The organism is Nocardioides sp. BGA-UO-ETr-FS32, assembly GCF_059567905.1.
Window position 1 is genome coordinate 383,866 of record NZ_JCAQOX010000013.1, and the last position, 20,780, is coordinate 404,645.

Consider the following 20,780-nt stretch of genomic DNA (forward strand, 5'->3'; position numbering starts at 1 on the left):
GATCAGAGCGGCGTGACGTACGCCGCGTGGATGCCGCCGTCGACGAGGAAGCTGCTCGCGGTGATGAACGAGGCGTCGTCGCTGGCCAGGAACGCGACCGCCGCCGCCAGCTCCTCGGGCTCGGCGAACCGCCCGACCGGGACGTGGACGAGGCGGCGTGCCGCCCGCTCGGGGTCCTTGGCGAAGAGCTCCTGGAGGAGCGGGGTGTTGACCGGTCCCGGGCACAGCGCGTTGACCCGGATGCCCTGCCGGGCGTACTGCACGCCGAGCTCGCGCGACATCGCGAGGACGCCGCCCTTGGACGCGGTGTAGGAGATCTGCGAGGTGGCCGAGCCCATCACCGCGACGAACGACGCGGTGTTGATGATCGACCCGCGCTGCTGCGGCGCCATGTGGCGCAGCGCCGCGCGGCAGCAGAGGTAGACCGAGGTGAGGTTGACCAGCTGGACGCGGTCCCACGCGTCTAGGTCGGTCGACTCGATGAGGTCGTCCTCGGGCGGCGAGATGCCGGCGTTGTTGAAGGCGATGTCGACCGACCCGTGCGAGGCGGCGACCGAGTCGAAGAGCGCGTCGACCTGCTCGCGGTCGGAGACGTCGACCGCGACGAACGTGCCGCCGACCTCCTCGGCGGCCGCACCGCCGGTCTCGGGGTCGAGGTCCGCGACCACGACGCGCGCGCCTTCCGCGGCGAGCCGCCGCGCGGATGCCAGGCCGATGCCCGAGGCACCGCCGGTGACGACGGCGACGCGGTCGCGCAGCCGCTGGGTGAGGTCGACGGGGGTGGGGCTCATGACAGCTCCTCGGCTGGCTCGACGGCGATGAAGACGTTCTTGGTCTCGGTGAACGACAGGGGCGCGTCCGGGCCGAGCTCACGGCCGACGCCCGACTGCTTGAACCCGCCGAACGGCGTGGAGTAGCGCACCGAGGAGTGGGAGTTGACCGACAGGTTGCCGGCCTCGACGGCCCGGCTCACCCGTACGGCCCGGGACACGTCGCGGGTCCAGATCGACCCGGACAGGCCGTAGGCGGAGTCGTTGGCCAGCGCGATCGCGTCGGCCTCGTCCTCGAACGGCAGGACCGCCACGACGGGGCCGAAGATCTCCTCGCGCGCCGTCCGGTCCTCGCGCGAGGGCGTCAGCACGGTCGGCGGGAACCAGAAGCCCGGGCCCTCGGGCGCGGTGCCGCGGAACGCCACGGGCGCGTCGTCAGGGACGTAGGAGGCGACCTTCTCCCAGTGCGCGCGGGAGACGAGCGGGCCCATCTCGGTCTCGCGGTCGCGCGGGTCGCCCACCCGTACGCCGGCGACGGCGGGCTCGAGCAGCTCCATGAAGCGGTCGAGGACGCTGCGCTGGACGAGGATCCGGCTGCGGGCGCAGCAGTCCTGGCCGGCGTTGTCGAAGACGCCGTACGGCGCGGTCGCCGCGGCCTTCTCCAGGTCGCTGTCCGCGAAGACGATGTTGGCGCTCTTGCCACCGAGCTCGAGGGTGACCTGCTTGACCTGGGCCGCGGCCCGCGCCATCACCCGCGTGCCGGTGTCCGTCGACCCGGTGAAGACGACCTTGCGCACGTCCGGGTGGTCGACGAGGCGCTCGCCGACCACGGAGCCCTTGCCCGTCACGACCTGCAGGAGCCCCTCCGGCAGACCGGCCTCGAGCGCGAGCTCGGCCAGGCGCAGCGACGTCAGCGGCGTCCACTCGGCCGGCTTGAGGACGACGGCGTTCCCGGCGGCGAGCGCGGGAGCGAACCCCCACGACGCGATCGTCATCGGGAAGTTCCACGGGGTGATCACGCCGACGACCCCGATCGGCTCGGCGAAGGTGAGGTCGAGGCCGCCGGCGACCGGGATCTGGCGACCGAAGAGGCGCTCCGGCGCGGCGGAGTAGTAGGTGAGCACGTCGCGGACGTGTCCGGCCTCCCACTCGGCCTGGCCGAGCGGGTGGCCGGAGTTGCGCACCTCGAGGTCGGCCAGCTCGTCGACGTGGGCGTCCACCACCGCGGCGAAGGAGCGCAGCGCCGCCGCGCGGTCCGCCGGGGCGAGGGCGGCCCACGTCCGCTGGGCGGTCCTCGCCCGGTCGACGGCGTCGTCGACGTCGCCGGCCTCCAGCTCGGGGACGCTCGTCACGACCGACTCGTCGGCCGGGTTGACGATGTCGAACATCGCGGTGGTCACACCATCTCCCTTGATCGCTGGTCCGTCTGCTCGCGTGCTGCCTGCACCAGCGACTCCATCAGCCGCAGGTCGTCCAGCGTCTGCTCGGGGTGCCACTGCACGCCCACCGCGAAGCCGGTGCCGTCGAGCTCGACGCCCTCGACGACGCCGTCCTCGGCATGGGCCGTGGCGCGCAGGCCGTCGGGCAGCCGCTCCACGGCCTGGTGGTGGTAGCAGGACACCTGCACGTCACTGCCCAGGGCGGCGGCGACGCGGCTGCCCGCGACCGTCCGCACCGTGTGCGAGGCGAATTCGCCGGGGCCGTGCTTGTGCGCCCCGGCCGCGGGCAGGTCGGGCACGTGCTGCACGAGGGTCCCGCCCAGCGCGACCGTCAGGACCTGCGCGCCGCGGCAGATGCCCAGCAACGGCACCCCCCGGTCGAGCGCGACCCGGGTGAGGGCGATCTCCCACTCGTCGCGGTCGGTGGCCGGCGGGTCGGCCGTCTCGTGCGGGTCGGCGCCGTAGCGCCGGGCGTCGACGTCGCGACCGCCCGCCAGGACGAGCGCGTCGACCCGGTCGAGGACCTCGTCGGCAGGGGTGGTCCCGCTGCCCAGCGGCGGGAGCAGCACCGGCACGCCGCCCGCTCGTGTCACGAGCTCGACGTAGTCGTACTGCAGGTAGGCCGCCGGGACGTCCCAGACGCCCTGCCGGGCGCGCTCGACGTACGTCGTCACCCCGATGACGGGGCGGCGCAGACCGGCGTGGGGAGGGGTGGTGTCACATCCGCTCAAAGCACCGCACCCGCTCCCAGTCGGTGACCGCCGCGTCGTACGCCCGCTGCTCGACGCGGGCGTTGTTGAGGTAGTGCTCCACGACCTCGTCGCCGAAGGCGGCACGCGCGACGGCGGACCCCTCGAACAGGTCGGCCGCCTCGCGCAGCGTCGTCGGCAGCCGGTCGACGTCGCTGGTGTAGGCGTTGCCCTCGAACGCCGGCTCCAGCGGCAGCTCGTTCTCGATGCCGTGCAGGCCGGCGGCGATGATCGCGGAGACCGCGAGGTAGGGGTTCACGTCGCCGCCCGGCACCCGGTTCTCCAGGCGCATGCCGAGGCCGTGGCCGACGACCCGCAGGGCGCAGGTCCGGTTGTCCATGCCCCACGCGACGGCGGTCGGGGCGAAGCTGCCCTCGACGAAGCGCTTGTAGGAGTTGATGTTGGGCGCGAGGAACAGCGTCAGCTCACGCATGCACGCGAGCTGTCCGGCGACCCAGTGCTCGAAGAGCTGCGACATCCCGTGCGGCCGCGACTCGTCCGCCATGACCGCCGAGCCGTCCTCGCCACGCACCGAGAGGTGCACGTGGCAGCTGTTGCCCTCGCGCTCGTCGTACTTCGCCATGAAGGTCAGGCTCTTGCCGTGGAGGTCGGCGATCTCCTTGGCACCGTTCTTGTAGATCGTGTGGTTGTCGCAGGTGACCAGGCCGTGGTCGTAGCGGAACGCGATCTCCTGCTGGCCCAGGTTGCACTCGCCCTTGGAGCCCTCGCAGTACATCCCCGCGCCCTCCATGCCGCGGCGGATGTCGCGCAGCAGCGGCTCCATCCGCGTCGAGCCGAGCATGGCGTAGTCGATGTTGTAGTCACTGCCGGGGCGCAGGTCGGTGTACCGGCGGGCGAAGGCGTCACGGAAGGTGTCGTCGAAGACCATGAACTCCAGCTCGGTGCCGGCGTACGGGACGAGCGAGCGCTCGGCCAGCCGATCGACCTGGCGCTGGAGGATGCTGCGCGGCGCGGCCGCGACGGGGGAGCCGTCGAACCACTCGAGGTCGGCCATCACCAGGGCCCCGCCGGGCAGCCACGGGGTGAGGCGCAGGGTCGACAGGTCGGGGCGCATCACCATGTCGCCGTAGCCGCGCTCCCAGCCCGACATGGCGTAGCCGGCGACGGTGTTCATCTCCACGTCGACGGCCAGCAGGTAGTTGCAGCACTCGGCGCCGTGCGGCTCGACCTCCTCCATGAACAGGCGCGAGGAGACCCGCTTGCCGACCAGCCTGCCCTGCATGTCGGCGAAGCCGACGACGACGGTGTCCACCTCCCCGGCATCGACCAGGCCGGCCAGGTCGTCGAGGGAGAGGAGGCCTGAGGTGTGCCGATCACGTGCCATGGGACCTCCTGGGGTGGGGGCTGCGACAAGGGTGGGACGGGCTGCGGTGTGCGACCAGTTATCCGCTCATTGACGAGAGCAGTCAACCATTGCGGCCCGAGACGGCGGAGCCCCGCGTCGTCGTGTCAGGGGAATCTGCGGTCCAAAGGTATAGCGGCCCTGCCATTGGCGGGTCTAGCATCCGGCCAGAGCCGTCATGCGACCCAGTCCCTCGAGGAGCGTCCGACATGAGCAAAGAGAGCCTCAACGTCTCCGGTGTGAGCTATCACCACGCCGAGGAGGGCTACTTCGACAAGCGCCAGCTCCATCGGTCCGCCGGGTTCTGGGGACTGTGGGGCATCGGTGTCGCCGCGGTCATCTCCGGTGACTTCTCCGGCTGGAACTTCGGCATCGGCGAGGCCGGGTGGGGCGGCCTGGCCATCGCCAGCATCGTCATCGTGATCATGTACTTCGGGATGCTGTTCTCCATCGGTGAGATGTCGGCCGCGATGCCGCACACGGGCGGGGCCTACTCGTTCGCCCGCTCCGCCATGGGTCCGTGGGGCGGGTTCGTGACCGGGCTCGCCGAGACGATCGAGTACGTCTTCACCACCGGCGTGATCGTGCTGTTCTCCGCGCTCTACCTCGACTCGATCACCGACGAGCTCTTCGGCCTCAGCGTCGGTGACGACCAGTGGATCTGGTGGATCGTGCTCTATGCCGTCTTCGTCGGGCTGAACTCGGCGGGTGCCGAGATCTCGTTCAAGTTCGCCATCGTCGTCGCCATCATCTCGATCGGCGTCCTGGTCCTGTTCGCGGTGCTCGCGATCGCCAACGGCGCGGTCGACTTCGGCCGCCTCCTGGACATCGAGCCCGAGCCCGGCAACAGCGACTTCCTCCCGTTCGGCTGGCTCGGCGTGCTCTACGCGATGCCGTTCGCGATGTGGTTCTTCCTCGGCATCGAGGAGCTCCCGCTGGCCGCGGAGGAGGCGCACTCGCCGCAGACCGACATCCCGCGCGCCGGCATCATCGGCCTGATCACGCTGTGCGCGACGGGCGCGTTGGTCTTCGTCCTCAACCCGGCCGTCGTCGGCTCCGAGGCACTCGGTGCGTCGGGCGAGCCGCTTCTCGACGGCTTCCGGGCCTTCCTGTCCGACGACCTCGCCGCGCTGCTGTCGCTCTTCGCGCTGATCGGGCTGCTCGCCAGCCTGCAGGGGATCATGTTCGCCTACGGCCGCAACATGTACTCGCTGAGCAGGGCCGGCTACTACCCGAAGTTCCTCTCGATCACCGGCGCCCGCCGCACCCCGTGGGTGTCCCTGGTGGCCGGCGCCGCCTTCGGGTTCGTGGTGCTCCTCATCGTCGACATCCTGGCTCGCCGCGGCGGCGAGGCCGGCGAGCAGGCGACCGCGATCGTGCTGAACATCGCGGTGTGGGGCGCGGTCCTGGCCTACGTCCTGCAGATGGTGTCCTACGTGCTGCTGCGCCAGAAGTTCCCGAACGCCAAGCGTCCCTACGTCAGCCCGGTCGGCGTCCCGGGCGCCGTGGTCGCCGGTGTCATCGCGGGCATCACCTTCATCGGCGTCTTCATCAACCCCGACTTCCGCCCGGCCATCGTGGCCATCGCGGTGGTGTACGCGATCGGCCTCGCGCTCTTCGGGGCCGTGGGCCGGCACCGGCTGATCCTCTCGCCGGAGGAGGAGTACGCCGTGAGCCACGGCATGCACGGCGACCCCGAGGCGGAGGGCTACGGCGGCGCGGTCGAGGACGAGCTGCTGGCCGAGGAGGACCGCGGGTAGGTCGGGCCCACCACGGTGGCGCGACGGATAGGGTCGTGCCCGTGATCGCGTCCCACCAGCACCGCTTCGTCTTCCTCAAGACCCGCAAGACCGCGGGCACGAGCGTGGAGATCGCGCTGTCGAAGGTGTGCGGGCCCGACGACGTCATCACCGAGATCAGCCCGGAGGACGAGAAGCTGCGCCAGGCCGCCGGCGGCCGTGCGCCGCAGAACTTCCAGTCGCCGCCGCAGCCGCGCAAGGCCTACAACCACATGGGGGCCAAGGCCACCCGCGACCTGCTGGGCGCCGAGGTCTTCGATTCCTACTTCACCTTCGCGATCGAGCGGAACCCGTGGGACGCGGTCGTCTCGCTCTACTTCTGGAAGTACAAGGACCGCGACGAGCTGCCCGACTTCGAGACCTACGTCCAGGAGATCTGGATCGAGCAGCTCGCCAACAACCGCCGGCTCTACCGGATCCGCGGCACGATGGTGCTCGACCGCGTGCTGCGCTACGAGAACCTCGACGCCGAGCTCCAGGAGGTCTGGGACCACCTCGGCCTGCCCGGCAGGCCCGACCTGCCGCGCGCCAAGGGCAACGCCCGCCCGGCCGGTCACTACCGCGAGCTCTACACGCCGACCTCGAAGCAGCGGGTCGCCGACGTCTTCGCCGACACCATCGAGGCCTTCGGCTACGAGTTCTGAGCCGCCGCCTCCAGCAGGCGCTCGCACTCGGCGACGAGCCGCGCCCGCAGCGGCGCGCCGCGCTCGGCGAACCCGCGCTGAGCCTCGACGTACGCCGCCTTGCCCTCCGGCGTCTCGATCCGCACGGGGTCGAAGCCGAGGTCGCTGAGGTCGTACGGCGCCGCGCGCATGTCGAGCACCCGGATGTCGCGGGCGAGCTCGAAGCAGTCGGCCACCAGGTCGCTGGAGACCATCGGCGAGAGCCGGAAGGCGTGCTTGTAGAGGTCCATCCCTGCGTGCAGGCAGCCGGGCTGCTCGAAGTCGGCGCGGTCGTCACGCCCGGGCTGGAGGGTGTTGAGCGGGCGGGCAGTCGGGGTGAAGAAGCGGAACGCGTCGAAGTGCGAGCAGCCGATGCGGTGCGACTCGACGACCTCGTCGGTGCCCTCCTGGCCGAGGCGCAGCGGCCAGTCGTGGCGCGTCCCGTGCTCGGCCGACCGGTGCACCATCGCCCACTCGTGCAGGCCGAAGCAGCCGAACTGCGGCGTACGCCTGGCGGTCGCGGACAACAACGTGTGCAGCTGGGTGAGCAGCGGGCGCTGCGAGACGACGTACGCCTCGGTGACCGTCGGCGGATCGCCGCCGTACCCCTTGAGCCCGGCGTACGCCTCAGCGTCCTCGAGTGCGATCCCGTACCCCGCGTGCCACCGGCGCAGCTGGGCCGGTCGCTGGGAGTAGTAGGTGAAGAGGAAGTCGTGGACCGGGTGCTTGACCTTCTCGGCCCGGCGCGCGAGGTGCGGCTCGACGAAGGCGTCGACGCGGGCGGCGTGGGCCTCGGCCCGCGCCCGCCACTCGGGTCCGGACATCACGTGCACGCGGCAACGGTACGGCGACCGAGCGGTCCGTACCGCTTCGACGAACCCTCGACCCGGGCACGTCCGCGGAGGACACTGCCCGCATGGACCGCACCTCGGGACTCGACCGCGCCCACGAGCACGCCGTGGGGTGGCTGGGGTCGCTCGCCGACCGGAAGGTGCCGCCGCGCCTCACCGCCGACGAGATGCTCGCCCGCCTCGACCGGCACCTGCAGGACGGTCCGACCGAGCCGGCCGCCGTCGTCGACGAGCTCGCCGCGGCCTGCGAGCCCGGCCTGACCGCGATGCCCGGCGGCCGCTTCTTCGGCTTCGTCATCGGCGGTGCGCACCCGGCGGCGCTGGCCGTCGACTGGCTGGTCAGCGCGTGGGACCAGAACGCCGGGCTGCGGATGCTGACTCCCGCCCACTCGGCGGTGGAGGACGTGGCCGAGGCGTGGGTCGTCGACCTGCTCGGCCTGCCCGCCGGCAGCGCCGTCGGCTTCGTGACCGGCGGGACGATGGCCAACTTCACCTGCCTGGCCGCCGGCCGCGACGAGGTGCTGCGGCGCGCGGGGTGGGACGTGGCCGAGCGCGGGCTCGTCGGCTCCCCGGGCGTACGCGTGCTCGTCGGCGCCGAGCGGCACGACACGATCGACCTGAGCCTGCGCTACCTCGGCCTCGGCGCCCCCGAGCCGGTCGCGGTGGACGACCAGGGTCGGGTCGAGGCGGCGGCGCTGGCGGCGGCCCTGGACGCCGGGGACGGTCGTCCCACGATCGTGTGCCTCCAGGCCGGCAACGTGCACTCCGGCGCGTTCGACCCCTTCGACGAGGCGGTGACCGCGGCCCACGACGCCGGCGCCTGGGTGCACGTCGACGGCGCGTTCGGCCTGTTCGCCGGCGCCTCCCCGCGCCACCGGCACCTCCTCGCCGGGGCCGAGCGGGCGGACTCCTGGGCGACGGACGCCCACAAGACGCTCAACGTGCCGTACGACTGCGGGCTCGCGATCGTGCGTGACCGGGCTGCGCTGCGGGCAGCGATGGGCATGCACGGCGACTACCTCATCCACGACGCAGCGGGGGAGCCGTTCGACAAGGTGCCGGAGATCAGCCGGCGCGGCCGGGCGTTCCCGGTCTGGGCGGTGCTGCGCGCGCTGGGGCGCGACGGGGTCGTCGACCTCGTCGACGGCTTCTGCGACCACGCGGCCGCCTTCGCGGAGGGCATCGCCGCCATCGACGGGGCGGAGGTGCTCAACGACGTCGTCTTCACCCAGGTGTGCGCGTCGTTCGGCGACGACGCCCGCACCCGGGGCGTGGTCGAGGCGATGCTCGCCGAGGGCACGGCGTGGACGACCGGCTCGCGCTGGCACGACCGGGCGGTCCTGCGCGTGAGCGTGAGCAACTGGTCGACGACCGTCGACGACGTCGCCCACAGCATCGCGGCCCTGCACCGGGCGGCCGGCAGGTAGGTCCGCTGGATAGGGTCGGCGCATGCGCATCTGTCGGTTCAGCACGGGCGAGGAGCCCCGCTTCGGCGTCGTCACCGGTGAGGTCGACGAGTTCGGCCAGCCCGCCGAGGACTCCGTCGTCGTGGCCCTCGCAGGCGACCCCCTCTACGTCGGGGTCAAGCCGCTCGAGGAGCAGCACCGGCTCGGCGACGTACGCCTCCTCGCGCCGATCATCCCGCGCAGCAAGGTCGTCGGCATCGGCCGCAACTACGCCGCGCACGCAGCCGAGATGGGCAACGACATCCCCGCCGAGCCGCTGATGTTCCTCAAGCCCAACACCACGGTCGTCGGGCCGGGCGACCCGATCTTCTACCCGCCGCAGACCAGCAACCTGCACTACGAGGGTGAGCTCGCGGTCGTCATCGGCCGGATCTGCCGGGACGTGCCGGTCGAGCAGGCGACCGACGTGATCTTCGGCTACACGATCGCCAACGACGTCACGGCCCGCGACCTCCAGAGGTCCGACGTGCAGTTCACCCGGGCCAAGGGCTTCGACTCGTTCTGCCCCCTCGGGCCGTGGATCGAGACCGACCTCGACCCGCAGGACTTCGTCGAGGGCCGCGTCGTGCAGACCTACCTCAACGGTGACGTCGTCCAGGACGGGACGACCGCCGACATGATCTTCGACGTGCCGACCCTGGTCGCCCACGTCTCCTCCGTGATGACGCTGCTGCCCGGCGACGTCATCCTCACCGGCACCCCCGAGGGTGTCGGCCCGATGCAGGTCGGCGACGAGGTCGAGATCTCGATCGCCGGCATCGGCTCCCTGACCAACCCCGTCGCCCAGCGCAGCTGACTAGAGAGTTCCGACCATCGCCATGAGCACCCCCGTACGCGTCCGCTTCTGCCCCTCGCCCACCGGCTCGCCGCACGTCGGCCTGGTCCGCACGGCCCTGTTCAACTGGGCGTTCGCGCGCCACCACGGCGGGCAGATCGTCTTCCGCATGGAGGACACCGACAAGGAGCGCAGCACCCGGGAGTCGTACGACGCGATCCTCGAGCTGTGGCGCTGGCTCGGTCTCGACTGGGACGAAGGCATCGAGGTCGGCGGTCCGCACGGCCCCTACAAGCAGAGCGAGCGCGGCGAGATCTACCGCGACGTCCTTGCCCGCCTGCGCGAGTCGTCCTACACCTACGACTGCTACTGCCGCAACGAGGAGGTCGACGCGCGCCGTAAGGCCTCGGGCTCCAAGATGCAGGGCTACGACGGCTTCTGCCGCGACCTGTCGGACGAGCAGCGGGCGGCCTTCGAGGCCGACGGCCGCACGCCCATCGTGCGCTTCCGGATGCCGGACGGCTCGATCACCTGGACCGACCTGGTCCGCGGCGACATCACCTTCGAGACCGAGAACGTCCCCGACTACGCCCTCTCGCGCGCCAACGGCGACCCGCTCTACACGCTGGTCAACCCCGTCGACGACGCGCTCATGGAGATCACCCACGTCCTGCGCGGGGAGGACCTGCTCTCCAGCACGCCGCGCCAGCTGGCGCTCTTCGAGGCGCTGGTCGCCCTGGACATCGCCAAGGAGGTGCCTTCCTACGGCCACCTTCCCTACGTGATGGGCCAGGGCAACAAGAAGCTCTCCAAGCGCGACCCCGAGGCCCACGCGCTGGCCTACCGCGAGCAGGGGTTCCTGCCCGAGGGCCTGCTCAACTACCTCGCGCTGCTCGGCTGGTCGATCGCTGCGGACCGCGACGTGTTCTCGGTGGCGGAGATGGTCGAGGCGTTCGACATCAAGGACGTCAACCCCAACCCGGCGCGCTTCGACCTCAAGAAGGCCGAGGCGATCAACACCTCCCAGATGCGGCTGCTCCCGCTCGACGACGTCACCCACCGCGTGCTGCCGTTCCTCAAGGAGGCCGGCGTCGTCAGCGACCCGGTCAACGACGCCGACGCGCAGATGCTCGAGCTGGCGATGCCGCTGGTGGCCGAGCGGATCAACAAGCTCACCGAGGCGGCCCCGATGCTCGGCTTCCTCTTCGTCGACGAGGCCGAGTTCGAGCGCGACCCCGACGACGTCGCCAAGGTGCTCGACGAGACCGGTCGCAGCGTGGTCCAGGCGTCGTACGACGCCCTCTCCGGGCTCCGCGAGTGGTCGACCGCCGCGATCGAGGAGGCGCTGCGCGTGGCGCTGATCGAGGGCATGGAGCTCAAGCCGCGGGTGGCTTTCGGTCCCGTACGCGTGGCCGTCACCGGGCGGCGCGTGAGCCCGCCGCTGTTCGAGTCGATGGAGCTGCTGGGCCGCGAGCGCAGTCTCGCGCGGCTCCAGTCGGCCTTGGCCTGACCCGCCCATGGCCAGACCCCTGCCGCCCGGCTTCCAGCCGCAGTACCACCAGCTGCACCGGGTCGGTCGCCCCGGCGAATGGCGCTCGATCGTGGGCGCGCTGCTCCTGCTGGTCCTGGTCTTCGGCGTCGTCCCGCTCGTCGCGGGGGGAGTCGCGTTCGCCGTCCTCCTGCTGACGGGCAGCACCATGGAGGAGGCAGGTGGGATCCTGGACGTCACCGCCGAGGCGACGCCCGCCGGGCTCGCACTCCTCAACGCGATCATCGCGACCGCGATCCCGTTGACCTTCCTGGTCACGTGGTGGCTCCACCGGCTCAAGCCGCGCTGGGTCTCCTCGGTCGCCCCGCGGCTGCGCTGGGGCTACCTCTTCGCCTGCGTGGGGCTGTCGGTGGTGGCGCTCCTCGCGTCCCTGGGGGTCGGCCTGCTGCTGCCCCTCGAGGCCGGCGACCTACCGGTCGCCGAGGTCAACGACTTCACGACGCAGACCCGTGACTTCATCATCGTGATCCTGCTGCTCACGCCGCTGCAGGCGGCCGGCGAGGAGTACCTCTTCCGCGGCTACCTGACCCAGGCGTTCGGCTCGCTGGTGTGGGGCCGACGGGCCTCGCAGGCGCTGGCGGTGCTCGTGCCCGCGCTGGTCTTCGCGGTGTTCCACGGCCTCTCCCAGGACTGGCCGGTGTTCTTCGACCGGTTCGCCTTCGGCGTGGTCGCCGGCATCCTCGTCATCCGCACGGGCGGGCTCGAGGCACCCATCGCGATGCACGTGCTGAACAACTTCCTCGCCTTCGGTCTCGCGCTCGCCTTCGGCGACCTGACCTCGGCGCTCAACGCCGAGGGCGGCGGCAGCTGGTGGACGATCCTGTCCACGCTCACGCAGTCGCTGGTCTACCTCGGGCTCGCGACGTGGGTCGCGCGCGCGATGGGGCTGATCAACGTCGGGCCGCCCGTGGGCGGACCGTCGCTCCCGCCGCCGACGGGAGACCCCGTTTTGGCCGTGCCGCCACCGCGCGTGTAACGTTCGGGATCGGTTCGGCAGAGGTCACCGCTGCCGACCGCGTGGGTGTCCGGAGATGATCCGATACCCCCATGGGGTATGGTGTAATTGGCAACACGGCTGATTCTGGTTCAGTTGTTCTAGGTTCGAGTCCTAGTACCCCAGCAAGGTCCAGGCCCCAGGGTCAGGATTTGGAGCGACACTCCGGCACCGCTAGAGTTCAGCTCCGTTGCTCCTCGGAGCAGCACTCGCAAGCCCCCGTTGTGTAGCGGCCTAGCACGTCGCCCTCTCAAGGCGGTAGCGCCGGTTCGAATCCGGTCGGGGGTACAGCACACGAAGGGCCCGGTCAGCAGACCGGGCCCTTCGTCGTTCTGTCTCGATGGATCGGACGAGCGGTGCCCCAGCGACCTTCCCGATGGTCGGGATGTGGCTGGGGCACCGCTCGCCGCGGGGCAGGACCGCTCAGTGCGGGGGCTTCACCGCCAGCACCGCGCAGTCCGCGCCGAGCAGGATCCGCTGGGCCACGCTGCCCATGAGCAGCTTGCCGACGGGGGAGCGACGGCGCAGGCCGATCACCACCAGGTCTGCGGAGACGTCGGCCGCCACCCGGAGGACCTGGTCGCCGACGTCCGAGCCGATCGAGCGGCGTACGTCCACCTCGAGACCGCTGTCGGCCAGGCCGGCCGTCAGCCGGGCGAGCTGCTCCTCGTCGGCGTACCGCTCGTCGACGAGGGCGTCGCCGCGCGTGGCGTTGACCACCACGACGCGCCCCGACCTCAGCCGGGCCTCCTCGACGGCCCGGGCCAGGGCCGCCTCGCCGTACAGGTCGGGGGACCAGCCCACCACGATCGTCGTCCGGCTCATCGCACCTTCTCCTCTTCGTCGACGGGGGTGTCGAGCTCCGCGGACACGGCGGCCGGGGCCGGTCGTACGCGGCGGAGCACGAGCGGGGCGATCACGGCGAGGGCCACGACCACGTAGATGATCACGGCGAGCGGCTCGCTCCACAGCGCCGAGACGTCGCCACCGGAGATCGCCATCGCCTCACGCAGGCGGAACTCCATCAGGGGACCGAGGATCACGCCGAGGATCAGCGGCAGCACGGGCAGGGCGAACCGCCGCATGAGCAGGCCCAGCAGTCCGAGCACGAGCAGCAGGAAGAGGTCGAACGCCTGCAGGTTCGTGGCGTAGGCGCCGAGCGTGGCGAAGAACAGGATCCCCGCGTAGAGCTGCGGCCGCGGGATCCGCAGCAGCTTGGCCCACACCGGGGCGAGCGGCAGGTTGAGCACCAGCAGCAGCGCGTTGCCGATCAGCAGGCTGGCCAGCAGCGCCCACACCAGCTCGGGCTGGTCGGTCATCAGCCCGGGGCCCGGCTCGATGCCGTAGCCGGTGAGGGCGGCGAGCATCACGGCCGAGGTGGCGGTCACCGGCAGCCCCAGCGCGAGCAGGGGCACGAAGGTGCCGGCCGCCGACGCGTTGTTGGCCGCCTCCGGTCCCGCCACACCCTCGATCGCACCGCGTCCGAACTCGTCGGTGCCACGGCGGACGGCGATCCGCTTCTCGGTGACGTAGGAGAGGAAGGTGGGGATCTCCGCGCCGCCGGCGGGCAGTGCGCCGAACGGGAAGCCGTACGCCGTGCCGCGCAGCCACGGACCCCAGGACCGCTTGAGGTCGGTGCCGCTCAGCCACGGCTGACCGACAGGGATGACCTGCAGCGGGCTGCGGCGCAGGTGGGCGGCGACCCAGAAGGCCTCGCCGAGGGCGAAGATGGCGACCGCGACGACCACGACGTCGATGCGCTCGGCGAGCAGCGGCTGGTCGAAGCTCAGTCGCGTCTGGCCGGTGTTGAGGTCGAGGCCGACCAGGCCGATGGTGAGGCCGAGGAAGAGGGCGATGAAGCCGCGCAGCCACGATGCGCCGAGCACGCTGGTGACCATCACCATGGTGAGCACCATCAGGGCGAAGTAGGACGGGGCGCCGATCTCGTTGGCCACCGACGCCAGCGCCGGGGCGAAGAACACCACCAGCATGGTGCCGATCGTGCCGGCGATGAAGGAGCCGATCGCGGCGGTGGCCAGGGCTTGCGAGGCCCGTCCGGCCTTGGCCATCAGGTTGCCCTCGAGCGCGGTCATCACCGACGCCGACTCGCCCGGTGTGTTGAGCAGGATGGCGGTGGTGGAGCCGCCGTACATCCCGCCGTAGTAGATCCCCGCGAACATGATGAAGGCCGGGATCGGGTCCAGGCCGTAGGTCACCGGCAGCAGCAGCGCCACCGCCATCGCCGGTCCGATGCCCGGCAGCACGCCGACGAACGTGCCGAGCAGCACGCCGATCGCGGCGAAGAGCAGGTTCTGCGGGGTGAGGACGGCACCGAAGCCGTCCATGAGGAGTCCGAGGTTGTCCATCACAGCACCCCGTCCAGGATCCCGGCGGGCAGGATGACGCCGAGGCCCTCGTGGAAGAAGTACCAGCTGAGGACCGACAGCACGAAGCCGACGATGACGTCACGCACCAGCGTGCGGCTGCCGAGGGCCCACGCGGACCCCACGAACAGCAGCGCGCCGCTGACGGCCCAGCCGATGAACGAGATGGTCAGCACCGTGAAGAGCAGGACGCCGACCAGCTTGAGGACGGTCACCCAGTCGGCGCGCTGGCGCAGGTCGACGTCCTCGCCGCCCTCTGCCTGCGGGACGTCGCCGCGCAGCGTGGCGAGCACGAGCAGCAGCCCGAGCACGACGGTGACGGCACCGACCACGTAGGGGAACAGGCGCGGGCCGACCGGGTCGCCGAACCCGACCCGCAGGGTCGTCGCGTCGTAGAAGGTGTAGGCGCCGACGACGACGAGCATCGCGGCGAGGCCGAGCTGGGGGAGGTCCCGCTCGGGTGCGGGCGCCGCCGTCGGCGGCGCGTCGGGGGTGTCGAGTGATGTGCTCACAGCAGGTCCAGCTCCTCGAGGGTGGTGGCGACGCGCTCGTCCTGCTCCTGCAGGAACGTCGTGAACTCGTCGCCGGTCTTGAACTCGTCGATCCAGCCGTAGTCCTCGAGGGCCTGGTGCCACTCGGGGGTGTCGTGCATCTCCTCGAGCAGCGCGATCAGCTCGTCGCGGCGCTCGTCGCTGATGCCGGGGGGCGCGAAGACGCCGCGCCAGTTGGTGAAGACCAGGTCGATGCCGGCCTCCGTGAGGGTGGGGGCGTCGCTGATGCCCTCGCCCTTCAGCCGCTCCTCACCGGAGACCGCGAGCAGGCGGAGCTCGCCGGAGGAGAGCGCGCCGGCGAACTCGCCGACGCCGGAGAAGCCGACGTCGATCTTGTTGCCGAGCAGGGCGCTCGTCAGCGGGCCGCCGCCGTCGTACGGCACGTAGCGCACGTCGCGGGCGTCGATGTCGACCGCGCTCGCGAGCTGCATCGGGAAGAGGTGGTCGGGGCCGCCGGGCGAGGAGCCGCCGCCGGCGACGATCGAGTCCGGGTCGTCCTGCCAGGCCTTCACCAGGTCGTCGATGGTCTCGAAGGGCGAGTCGGCCGGGACCAGGACGCCCTCCTGGTCCTCGATCAGCTGGGCCAGCGGCGTCGCGTCCTGGAGCTTGTAGGGCACGCCGAACGAGTAGAGCGACCCGACCACGCCCAGCCCGGCGGTCATCATGGTGCGCTCGTCGCCCTCGGCGTTCATCAGTCGCGTCATCGCGACCGAGCCGCCGGCGCCGATCACGTTGGTGACCTCGAAGGAGCCGCCGGTGATGTCGCCGTTCTCCATGACCGCGACTGCGGCGCGACCGGTCTGGTCGTAGCCGCCTCCTGCGCTGTTGGGGATCAGCATCGTCAGGTCCCGGCTCTGCTCGCCGCGGGTCACCCCGCAGCCCGTGGCCAGCACCAGGGCGGCGCCGAGCGACATCGCCACCGCGACGGTCCGCCTCATGCGTGGGCGCATCATGTGGTCTCCGATCTGTTCGAGCGTCGCCCCCTCGCTGTGAGGGGCGTCTCCCACGATGGTGGAGACTGCGTGTGGTGCTCGTCACGCTTGGGAAAGCAATGGAGGTTGTGGAACTTGTGGTCACGCTCGCGCCTGTGGCCGGCGACGCTCGCCGGCCAGTTCCTGGTGCTGCAGCTCACCGTCCTCCTGGTCGTCGTCGTCGTGGCCAGTGTGGTGTCGGTGCAGCAGAGCGACGCCGACTTCCGTGACACGCGCGGCGCGGAGATGCGTGCGGCGGCCGAGTCGCTGGCCAACATCAAGCCGGTGCGACGACCGTTCCTGCGCGGCGAGGTCGAGCAGCTGCGGGCCTTTCTGACGTCCTACACGCAGCAGGTACGCACCAACGAGCAGGCGAGCGGCGTCTACCTCACCGACCCCGAGGGAGTGGTGCTGGTCAGCAGCGACTTCGCCGGTCGCGACGACCGCATCGACCTCTCCGGCAGCACCGTCCAGCAGCTGCGCCCGTGGACCGGGGACGTCGACGACTTCGGCACCCGGTCCATCGCGGCGCAGGTGCCGATCATCAACCGCGCGGGCGACCTCGTCGGGATCGCGATGGTGGCGGAGGAGTACCCGTCGTGGCGCGAGCGGGCCGGTTCGGTGCTGCCGGACCTGGCGCCCGTGCTGGGCCTCGGCCTCGGCCTCGGGGTGGCCGGGTCGTTCCTGCTGTCACGCCTGATCCGACGGCGTACGCGCGGGCTGGAACCTGCGGCCATCGCTGCGCTCGCCGACCAGCGTGAGGCGCTGCTGCACTCGATCCGCGAGGGCGTGGTCGCGGTGGCCGACGACGGGACCATCACCGTGCTCAGCGACAGCGCCCGCGAGCTGATCGGGCTCGACGGGATCGAGGTCGAGGGCCGCCGCGTCGACGAGCTCGACCTCGATCCCGCCGTGCACGACCTGCTGGTCGACGACGCCGAGATCCGCGACCACGTGGTCGTCGTCGGCGACCGGGTGCTCGTCGTCAACCGCAACCCGGTCCTCGAGCGCGGCCGCCGGGTCGCGTCCGTGACCACGCTGCGCGACCGCACCGAGCTGCTCTCCCTCCAGAGCGAGCTCAGCGCCCGCGAGTCCATCACCAACACCCTGCGCGCCCAGACCCACGAGTTCCACAACCAGCTGCACACGATCTCCGGCCTGGTGCAGCTCGGGGAGTACGACGAGGTGTCGCGGCTGGTCGGCACGTTGAGCCGTCGACGAGCCCGGATCTCCGACGCTGTGCTGGCCAGGGTCGCGGACCCGGCCGTGGCGGCGCTGCTGATCGCCAAGACCAGCCTGGCCGCCGAGCGCGGCGTCGACCTCCGGGTGTCCGAGGACAGCCACCTGCCGCGCCTGGACCCCGAGGCGTCCACCGACGTCGGCACGGTGCTCGGCAACCTCGTCGACAACGCCGTCGATGCGTCGGTGGCCGTCGGCGGCGCGAGCGTCGAGGTCGACCTGCGGCTCGACGACGACGTGGTGCACCTGTCGGTCGCCGACACCGGACCGGGCGTGCCGCCTGAGCTGGTCGGGCAGATCTTCCGGCGGGGGTGGAGCTCCAAGGCGGCCACCGCGGAGGGCCGGGGTGTCGGACTGGCGCTGGTGCAGGTGGTCTGCGAGCGTCGGGGCGGCGCCGTGACCGTCCACCCCGGGCCGGACGGCACGGGCGCGGTGTTCGCGGCGCGGCTGCCCGGAGTGGGAGCGGGAGTGGAGGCGGGATGACGGGACCGGCCGAGGCGGTGACGGTGCTGGTGGTCGACGACGACTTCATGGTGGCGCGCATCCACACGCAGTTCGTCGAGCGGACCGAGGGGTTCGTCGTCGTCGGGGTCGCCAGCAGCGGCCAGGCCGCGCTCGACGACGTCGCGCGGCTGCGGCCCGACCTGGTCCTGCTCGACGTGCACCTGCCCGACATGACGGGCATCGACGTGCTGCGCCGGCTCCGCGCCGGCGGCGACGACGTCGGCGTCCTCGTGGTCACCGCTGCCCGCGAGGCCGACACCGTCCGCGCCGCGGCGTCCGGGGGAGCGGTGCACTACCTCGTCAAGCCGTTCGACTACGAGGACCTGCGCGTGCGGCTGGAGGCGTTCCGGGCCGCGCGGCTCGCGCTGTCAGGTGCGGGCGCACCCGGCCAGCAGGACATCGACGCGGTCTTCGGCGCGGCGGTCGCACCTGCTCCGGCTGCGATCCTGCCCAAGGGCCTGAGTCCCGAGACGGCCGAGGCGGTCCTGGCGTCCCTGCGCGGTGCGGGTGAGCTCTCGGCGGCGGAGTGCGCCGACCGGGTCGGGATCTCGCGGGTCTCGGCGCGGCGCTACCTCGAGCACTTCGTCGCCCGCGGTGCCGCGTCCGTACGACTGCAGTACGGCGGGGCGGGCCGACCCGAGCGCCGATACCGCGCAGGCGGCTCCTGAGGTCAGTCACGGCGGTGTCCGTTTTCCGCTGGTGCGGCGTGCCCCGGGCTGACAGGCTCGGGGCATGACGCCGACCGGACACCTCGACACCGACGCGTGCTACCGCGCGGTGCGGAGCCGGGACCGCCGCTTCGACGGGGTGTTCTACACCGCGGTGCGCACGACCGGCATCTACTGCCGGCCGTCCTGCCCGGCGCGGACCCCCGCCGCTGGCAACGTGACCTTCCACCCGACCGCGGCCAGTGCGCACGCCGCCGGCTACCGCGCCTGCAAGCGCTGCCTGCCCGACGCGACACCCGGCAGCCCGGAGTGGGACGTCGCCGCCGATGCCGCGGGCCGGGCGATGCGGCTCATCGCCGACGGCCTCGTGGACCGTGAGGGCGTCGAGGGGCTCGCGCGCCGCATCGGCTACACGCCGCGCCACCTCGGGCGGCTGCTCACCCAGGAGCTCGGTGCCGCGCCGCTCGCACTGGCGCGGGCCCGTCGCGCCCAGAGCGCCCGGGTCCTCATCGAGACCACGGACCTCCCGCTGACGGACGTCGCGTTCGCTGCGGGCTTCGCGAGCGTGCGCCAGTTCAACGAGACGTTGCGCGAGATCTACGCCGCCTCGCCGAGCGAGCTGCGCGGACGGCGTACGGGTGCCCCGAGCGCCGGCGCCGTCACCATGCGCCTGCCCGTCCGCACCCCCTTCGCAGGTCGGCGGCTGCTCGACTTCCTCGCCTTCCACCTCGTCCCGGGCGTCGAGGTCGCCGGACCGGGGTGGTACGCCCGCACCCTCGACCTGCCCCACGGGGCCGGCACCGTCCGGCTCGAGCTCGCCGACCTCGCCGAGGGCGGCACCGGCTTCGTCACGGCGGAGTTCCACCTCGACGACCTGCGCGACACCGCCGCCGCCAGTGAGCGCGTACGCCGCCTGCTCGACGCCGACTGCGACCCGCGGGCGGTGGACGAGCACCTCGGAGCCGACCCCGTCCTCGGCGCACTCGTGCGTGCCACGCCGGGCCTGCGCGTGCCGGGTCAGGTCGACGGCGACGAGACCGCGATCCGTACGGTCATCGGCCAGCAGGTCAGCGTCAGTGGCGCGCGCACCGTTGCGGGCCGGATCGTGTCGCAGCACGGCAGGACCGTCTCGACGACCGTGCCGGGCCTGACGAAGCTCTTCCCCGACGCCGCGACGCTCGCCACGGTCGACCCGGCGACGCTGCCCATGCCGCGCGCCCGGGGCCGTGCCCTCGTCGGTCTCGCCGCGGCGCTGGCGGACGGCCGGGTCCTGCTCGACCGTGGTCCCGATCGCGGCGACGTCCGCCGTGCGCTGCTGGAGCTGTCCGGGATCGGTCCCTGGACGGCCGACTACGTGGCCATGCGTGCGCTCGGGCACCCCGACGTCTTCCTGCCCACGGACCTCGCGGTGCGCCGGGTCCTCGCCGGGCTGGCGACGTCGGGAGGCGGCGACCCCGACCCCGCGACCTGGCGGCCGTGGCGCTCGTACGCCCTGATGCACCTGTGGAACACCCTGATGCCCGACACCCCCTCGCCCACCGGCTCACCGGAGGAGAACTGACATGTGGACCGTGATGCCCTCGCCCGTCGGCGACCTGCGCGTCGTCGAGCGGGACGGCTCGATCGTGGCGATCGAGTTCTCGCCGTTCCTGCCCCCGGCCGACGGCCGTCCGCTCGGCGCTCGGTCCGACGACGAGCCCGTGCTCGCCGAGGCCGTACGCCAGCTCACGGCCTACTTCGACCGCGAGCTGACCGACTTCGACCTCCCGCTCGCGCCCACCGGGACCGACTTCCAGCGGCGCGTGTGGAGCCAGCTGGAGCAGATCGGCTACGGCGAGACCGCGTCCTACGGCGAGATCGCGGGACGGCTCGGCATGACCAACGCCGCCTCGCGTGCGGTGGGACTGGCCAACGGCCGCAACCCCATCCCCATCGTCGTGCCGTGCCACCGCGTCATCGGCGCCAACGGCACGCTCACCGGGTACGCAGGCGGGATCGAGCGCAAGCAGCAGCTGCTCGAGCTGGAGCAGGACGCCCTCTTCTGAC

General features: G+C 71.9%; 19 protein-coding genes and 2 tRNA genes. 12 read left to right on the forward strand and 9 right to left on the reverse strand.

Going from position 1 to position 20,780, the window contains the following annotated elements; all coding sequences use genetic code 11:
• Positions 1-2 precede the first annotated feature (2 nt).
• The 4 genes from AC57BS_RS07010 to AC57BS_RS07025 are packed head-to-tail and all read right to left on the reverse strand — an operon-like array spanning position 3 to position 4,303.
• Positions 3-791 carry a 3-oxoacyl-ACP reductase gene (locus AC57BS_RS07010; protein WP_496410720.1) on the reverse strand — a complete coding sequence of 263 codons (789 nt, stop codon included), beginning with the start codon at positions 789-791 and terminating at the stop codon, positions 3-5.
• Positions 788-2,170 (reverse strand): aldehyde dehydrogenase family protein, encoded by a 1,383-nt coding sequence (locus tag AC57BS_RS07015; protein ID WP_496410721.1) that lies wholly within the window; start codon positions 2,168-2,170, stop codon positions 788-790. The genes AC57BS_RS07010 and AC57BS_RS07015 overlap by 4 nt, the downstream gene beginning before the upstream one ends.
• A complete protein-coding gene (locus AC57BS_RS07020; RefSeq protein WP_496410722.1) occupies positions 2,167-2,940 on the reverse strand; it encodes a gamma-glutamyl-gamma-aminobutyrate hydrolase family protein in 774 nt (257 codons plus the stop codon). The genes AC57BS_RS07015 and AC57BS_RS07020 overlap by 4 nt, the downstream gene beginning before the upstream one ends.
• Positions 2,927-4,303, reverse strand: a complete 1,377-nt coding sequence (locus AC57BS_RS07025) for a glutamine synthetase family protein (RefSeq protein WP_496410723.1) — start codon at positions 4,301-4,303, stop codon at positions 2,927-2,929. The genes AC57BS_RS07020 and AC57BS_RS07025 overlap by 14 nt, the downstream gene beginning before the upstream one ends.
• A 227-nt stretch (positions 4,304-4,530) precedes the next feature.
• Here AC57BS_RS07025 and AC57BS_RS07030 point away from each other — a divergent pair, with 227 nt between their 5' ends.
• Both AC57BS_RS07030 and AC57BS_RS07035 read left to right on the forward strand, forming a co-directional pair.
• Complete coding sequence (locus AC57BS_RS07030) at positions 4,531-6,081, forward strand: amino acid permease (RefSeq protein WP_496410724.1); 1,551 nt, start codon at positions 4,531-4,533, stop codon at positions 6,079-6,081.
• Positions 6,082-6,122: 41 nt separating this feature from the next.
• Positions 6,123-6,764: a sulfotransferase family 2 domain-containing protein gene (locus AC57BS_RS07035; protein ID WP_496410725.1), complete on the forward strand. Its 642-nt coding sequence runs from the start codon at positions 6,123-6,125 to the stop codon at positions 6,762-6,764.
• Here the strand turns inward: AC57BS_RS07035 and AC57BS_RS07040 are convergent.
• Positions 6,752-7,606, reverse strand: a complete 855-nt coding sequence (locus tag AC57BS_RS07040; protein WP_496411256.1) for a 3-methyladenine DNA glycosylase — start codon at positions 7,604-7,606, stop codon at positions 6,752-6,754. The two genes, AC57BS_RS07035 and AC57BS_RS07040, sit on opposite strands and share 13 nt — an antisense overlap.
• Before the next feature lie 92 nt (positions 7,607-7,698).
• On the opposite strand from AC57BS_RS07040, the gene AC57BS_RS07045 reads away from it, so the two are divergent.
• The 6 genes from AC57BS_RS07045 to AC57BS_RS07070 all read left to right on the forward strand — a co-directional run bounded on the left by AC57BS_RS07045 (position 7,699) and on the right by AC57BS_RS07070 (position 12,705).
• A complete protein-coding gene (locus AC57BS_RS07045; RefSeq protein WP_496410726.1) occupies positions 7,699-9,060 on the forward strand; it encodes a pyridoxal phosphate-dependent decarboxylase family protein in 1,362 nt (453 codons plus the stop codon).
• 22 nt (positions 9,061-9,082) lie between these two features.
• Complete coding sequence (locus tag AC57BS_RS07050; RefSeq protein ID WP_496410727.1) at positions 9,083-9,895, forward strand: fumarylacetoacetate hydrolase family protein; 813 nt, start codon at positions 9,083-9,085, stop codon at positions 9,893-9,895.
• 22 nt (positions 9,896-9,917) lie between these two features.
• Entirely contained in the window at positions 9,918-11,384 is a 1,467-nt protein-coding gene (gltX, locus tag AC57BS_RS07055; protein ID WP_496410728.1) for a glutamate--tRNA ligase, read from the forward strand.
• Positions 11,385-11,391: 7 nt separating this feature from the next.
• On the forward strand, positions 11,392-12,399 hold the full coding sequence (locus AC57BS_RS07060; protein ID WP_496410729.1) for a CPBP family intramembrane glutamic endopeptidase: 1,008 nt from the start codon (positions 11,392-11,394) through the stop codon (positions 12,397-12,399).
• Positions 12,400-12,471: 72 nt separating this feature from the next.
• Positions 12,472-12,543, forward strand: a tRNA-Gln gene (locus AC57BS_RS07065).
• Positions 12,544-12,632: 89 nt separating this feature from the next.
• Positions 12,633-12,705 (forward strand) — tRNA-Glu (locus tag AC57BS_RS07070).
• 135 nt (positions 12,706-12,840) lie between these two features.
• Here the strand turns inward: AC57BS_RS07070 and AC57BS_RS07075 are convergent.
• From AC57BS_RS07075 to AC57BS_RS07090, 4 genes are read right to left on the reverse strand one after another with little or no spacing between them, the layout of a single operon-like run.
• Positions 12,841-13,242 (reverse strand): universal stress protein, encoded by a 402-nt coding sequence (locus AC57BS_RS07075; RefSeq protein ID WP_496410730.1) that lies wholly within the window; start codon positions 13,240-13,242, stop codon positions 12,841-12,843.
• Entirely contained in the window at positions 13,239-14,783 is a 1,545-nt protein-coding gene (locus AC57BS_RS07080; RefSeq protein WP_496410731.1) for a tripartite tricarboxylate transporter permease, read from the reverse strand. The genes AC57BS_RS07075 and AC57BS_RS07080 overlap by 4 nt, the downstream gene beginning before the upstream one ends.
• Positions 14,783-15,313: a tripartite tricarboxylate transporter TctB family protein gene (locus tag AC57BS_RS07085; protein ID WP_496410732.1), complete on the reverse strand. Its 531-nt coding sequence runs from the start codon at positions 15,311-15,313 to the stop codon at positions 14,783-14,785. The genes AC57BS_RS07080 and AC57BS_RS07085 overlap by 1 nt, the downstream gene beginning before the upstream one ends.
• The gene (locus tag AC57BS_RS07090; protein ID WP_496410733.1) at positions 15,310-16,290 is read right to left on the reverse strand and encodes a Bug family tripartite tricarboxylate transporter substrate binding protein; all 981 of its coding nucleotides are present in this window, start codon (positions 16,288-16,290) and stop codon (positions 15,310-15,312) included. Before AC57BS_RS07090 ends, AC57BS_RS07085 begins: the two co-directional genes overlap by 4 nt.
• 129 nt (positions 16,291-16,419) lie before the next feature.
• Here AC57BS_RS07090 and AC57BS_RS07095 point away from each other — a divergent pair, with 129 nt between their 5' ends.
• The 4 genes from AC57BS_RS07095 (at position 16,420) to AC57BS_RS07110 (ending at position 20,779) form a co-directional block, all read left to right on the forward strand.
• Entirely contained in the window at positions 16,420-18,045 is a 1,626-nt protein-coding gene (locus tag AC57BS_RS07095; protein ID WP_496410734.1) for a sensor histidine kinase, read from the forward strand.
• Positions 18,042-18,734, forward strand: a complete 693-nt coding sequence (locus AC57BS_RS07100) for a response regulator (protein ID WP_496410735.1) — start codon at positions 18,042-18,044, stop codon at positions 18,732-18,734. The genes AC57BS_RS07095 and AC57BS_RS07100 overlap by 4 nt, the downstream gene beginning before the upstream one ends.
• A 64-nt stretch (positions 18,735-18,798) precedes the next feature.
• Positions 18,799-20,295, forward strand: a complete 1,497-nt coding sequence (locus AC57BS_RS07105; protein ID WP_496410736.1) for a DNA-3-methyladenine glycosylase 2 family protein — start codon at positions 18,799-18,801, stop codon at positions 20,293-20,295.
• 1 nt (position 20,296) lies between these two features.
• Entirely contained in the window at positions 20,297-20,779 is a 483-nt protein-coding gene (locus AC57BS_RS07110; RefSeq protein WP_496410737.1) for a methylated-DNA--[protein]-cysteine S-methyltransferase, read from the forward strand.
• Position 20,780: the final 1 nt, after the last annotated feature.

What these genes read in the sequence shown, in the direction of transcription:
- AC57BS_RS07010 (WP_496410720.1), bottom strand. Translation starts at nt 791, where the DNA reads ATGAGCCCCACCCCCGTCGACCTCACCCAGCGGCTGCGCGACCGCGTC.
- AC57BS_RS07025 (WP_496410723.1), bottom strand. Translation starts at nt 4,303, where the DNA reads ATGGCACGTGATCGGCACACCTCAGGCCTCCTCTCCCTCGACGACCTG.
- AC57BS_RS07030 (WP_496410724.1), top strand. Translation starts at nt 4,531, where the DNA reads ATGAGCAAAGAGAGCCTCAACGTCTCCGGTGTGAGCTATCACCACGCC.
- AC57BS_RS07040 (WP_496411256.1), bottom strand. Translation starts at nt 7,606, where the DNA reads ATGTCCGGACCCGAGTGGCGGGCGCGGGCCGAGGCCCACGCCGCCCGC.
- AC57BS_RS07045 (WP_496410726.1), top strand. Translation starts at nt 7,699, where the DNA reads ATGGACCGCACCTCGGGACTCGACCGCGCCCACGAGCACGCCGTGGGG.
- AC57BS_RS07050 (WP_496410727.1), top strand. Translation starts at nt 9,083, where the DNA reads ATGCGCATCTGTCGGTTCAGCACGGGCGAGGAGCCCCGCTTCGGCGTC.
- gltX (WP_496410728.1), top strand. Translation starts at nt 9,918, where the DNA reads ATGAGCACCCCCGTACGCGTCCGCTTCTGCCCCTCGCCCACCGGCTCG.
- AC57BS_RS07060 (WP_496410729.1), top strand. Translation starts at nt 11,392, where the DNA reads ATGGCCAGACCCCTGCCGCCCGGCTTCCAGCCGCAGTACCACCAGCTG.
- AC57BS_RS07075 (WP_496410730.1), bottom strand. Translation starts at nt 13,242, where the DNA reads ATGAGCCGGACGACGATCGTGGTGGGCTGGTCCCCCGACCTGTACGGC.
- AC57BS_RS07080 (WP_496410731.1), bottom strand. Translation starts at nt 14,783, where the DNA reads ATGGACAACCTCGGACTCCTCATGGACGGCTTCGGTGCCGTCCTCACC.
- AC57BS_RS07090 (WP_496410733.1), bottom strand. Translation starts at nt 16,290, where the DNA reads ATGAGGCGGACCGTCGCGGTGGCGATGTCGCTCGGCGCCGCCCTGGTG.
- AC57BS_RS07100 (WP_496410735.1), top strand. Translation starts at nt 18,042, where the DNA reads ATGACGGGACCGGCCGAGGCGGTGACGGTGCTGGTGGTCGACGACGAC.
- AC57BS_RS07105 (WP_496410736.1), top strand. Translation starts at nt 18,799, where the DNA reads ATGACGCCGACCGGACACCTCGACACCGACGCGTGCTACCGCGCGGTG.
- AC57BS_RS07110 (WP_496410737.1), top strand. Translation starts at nt 20,297, where the DNA reads ATGTGGACCGTGATGCCCTCGCCCGTCGGCGACCTGCGCGTCGTCGAG.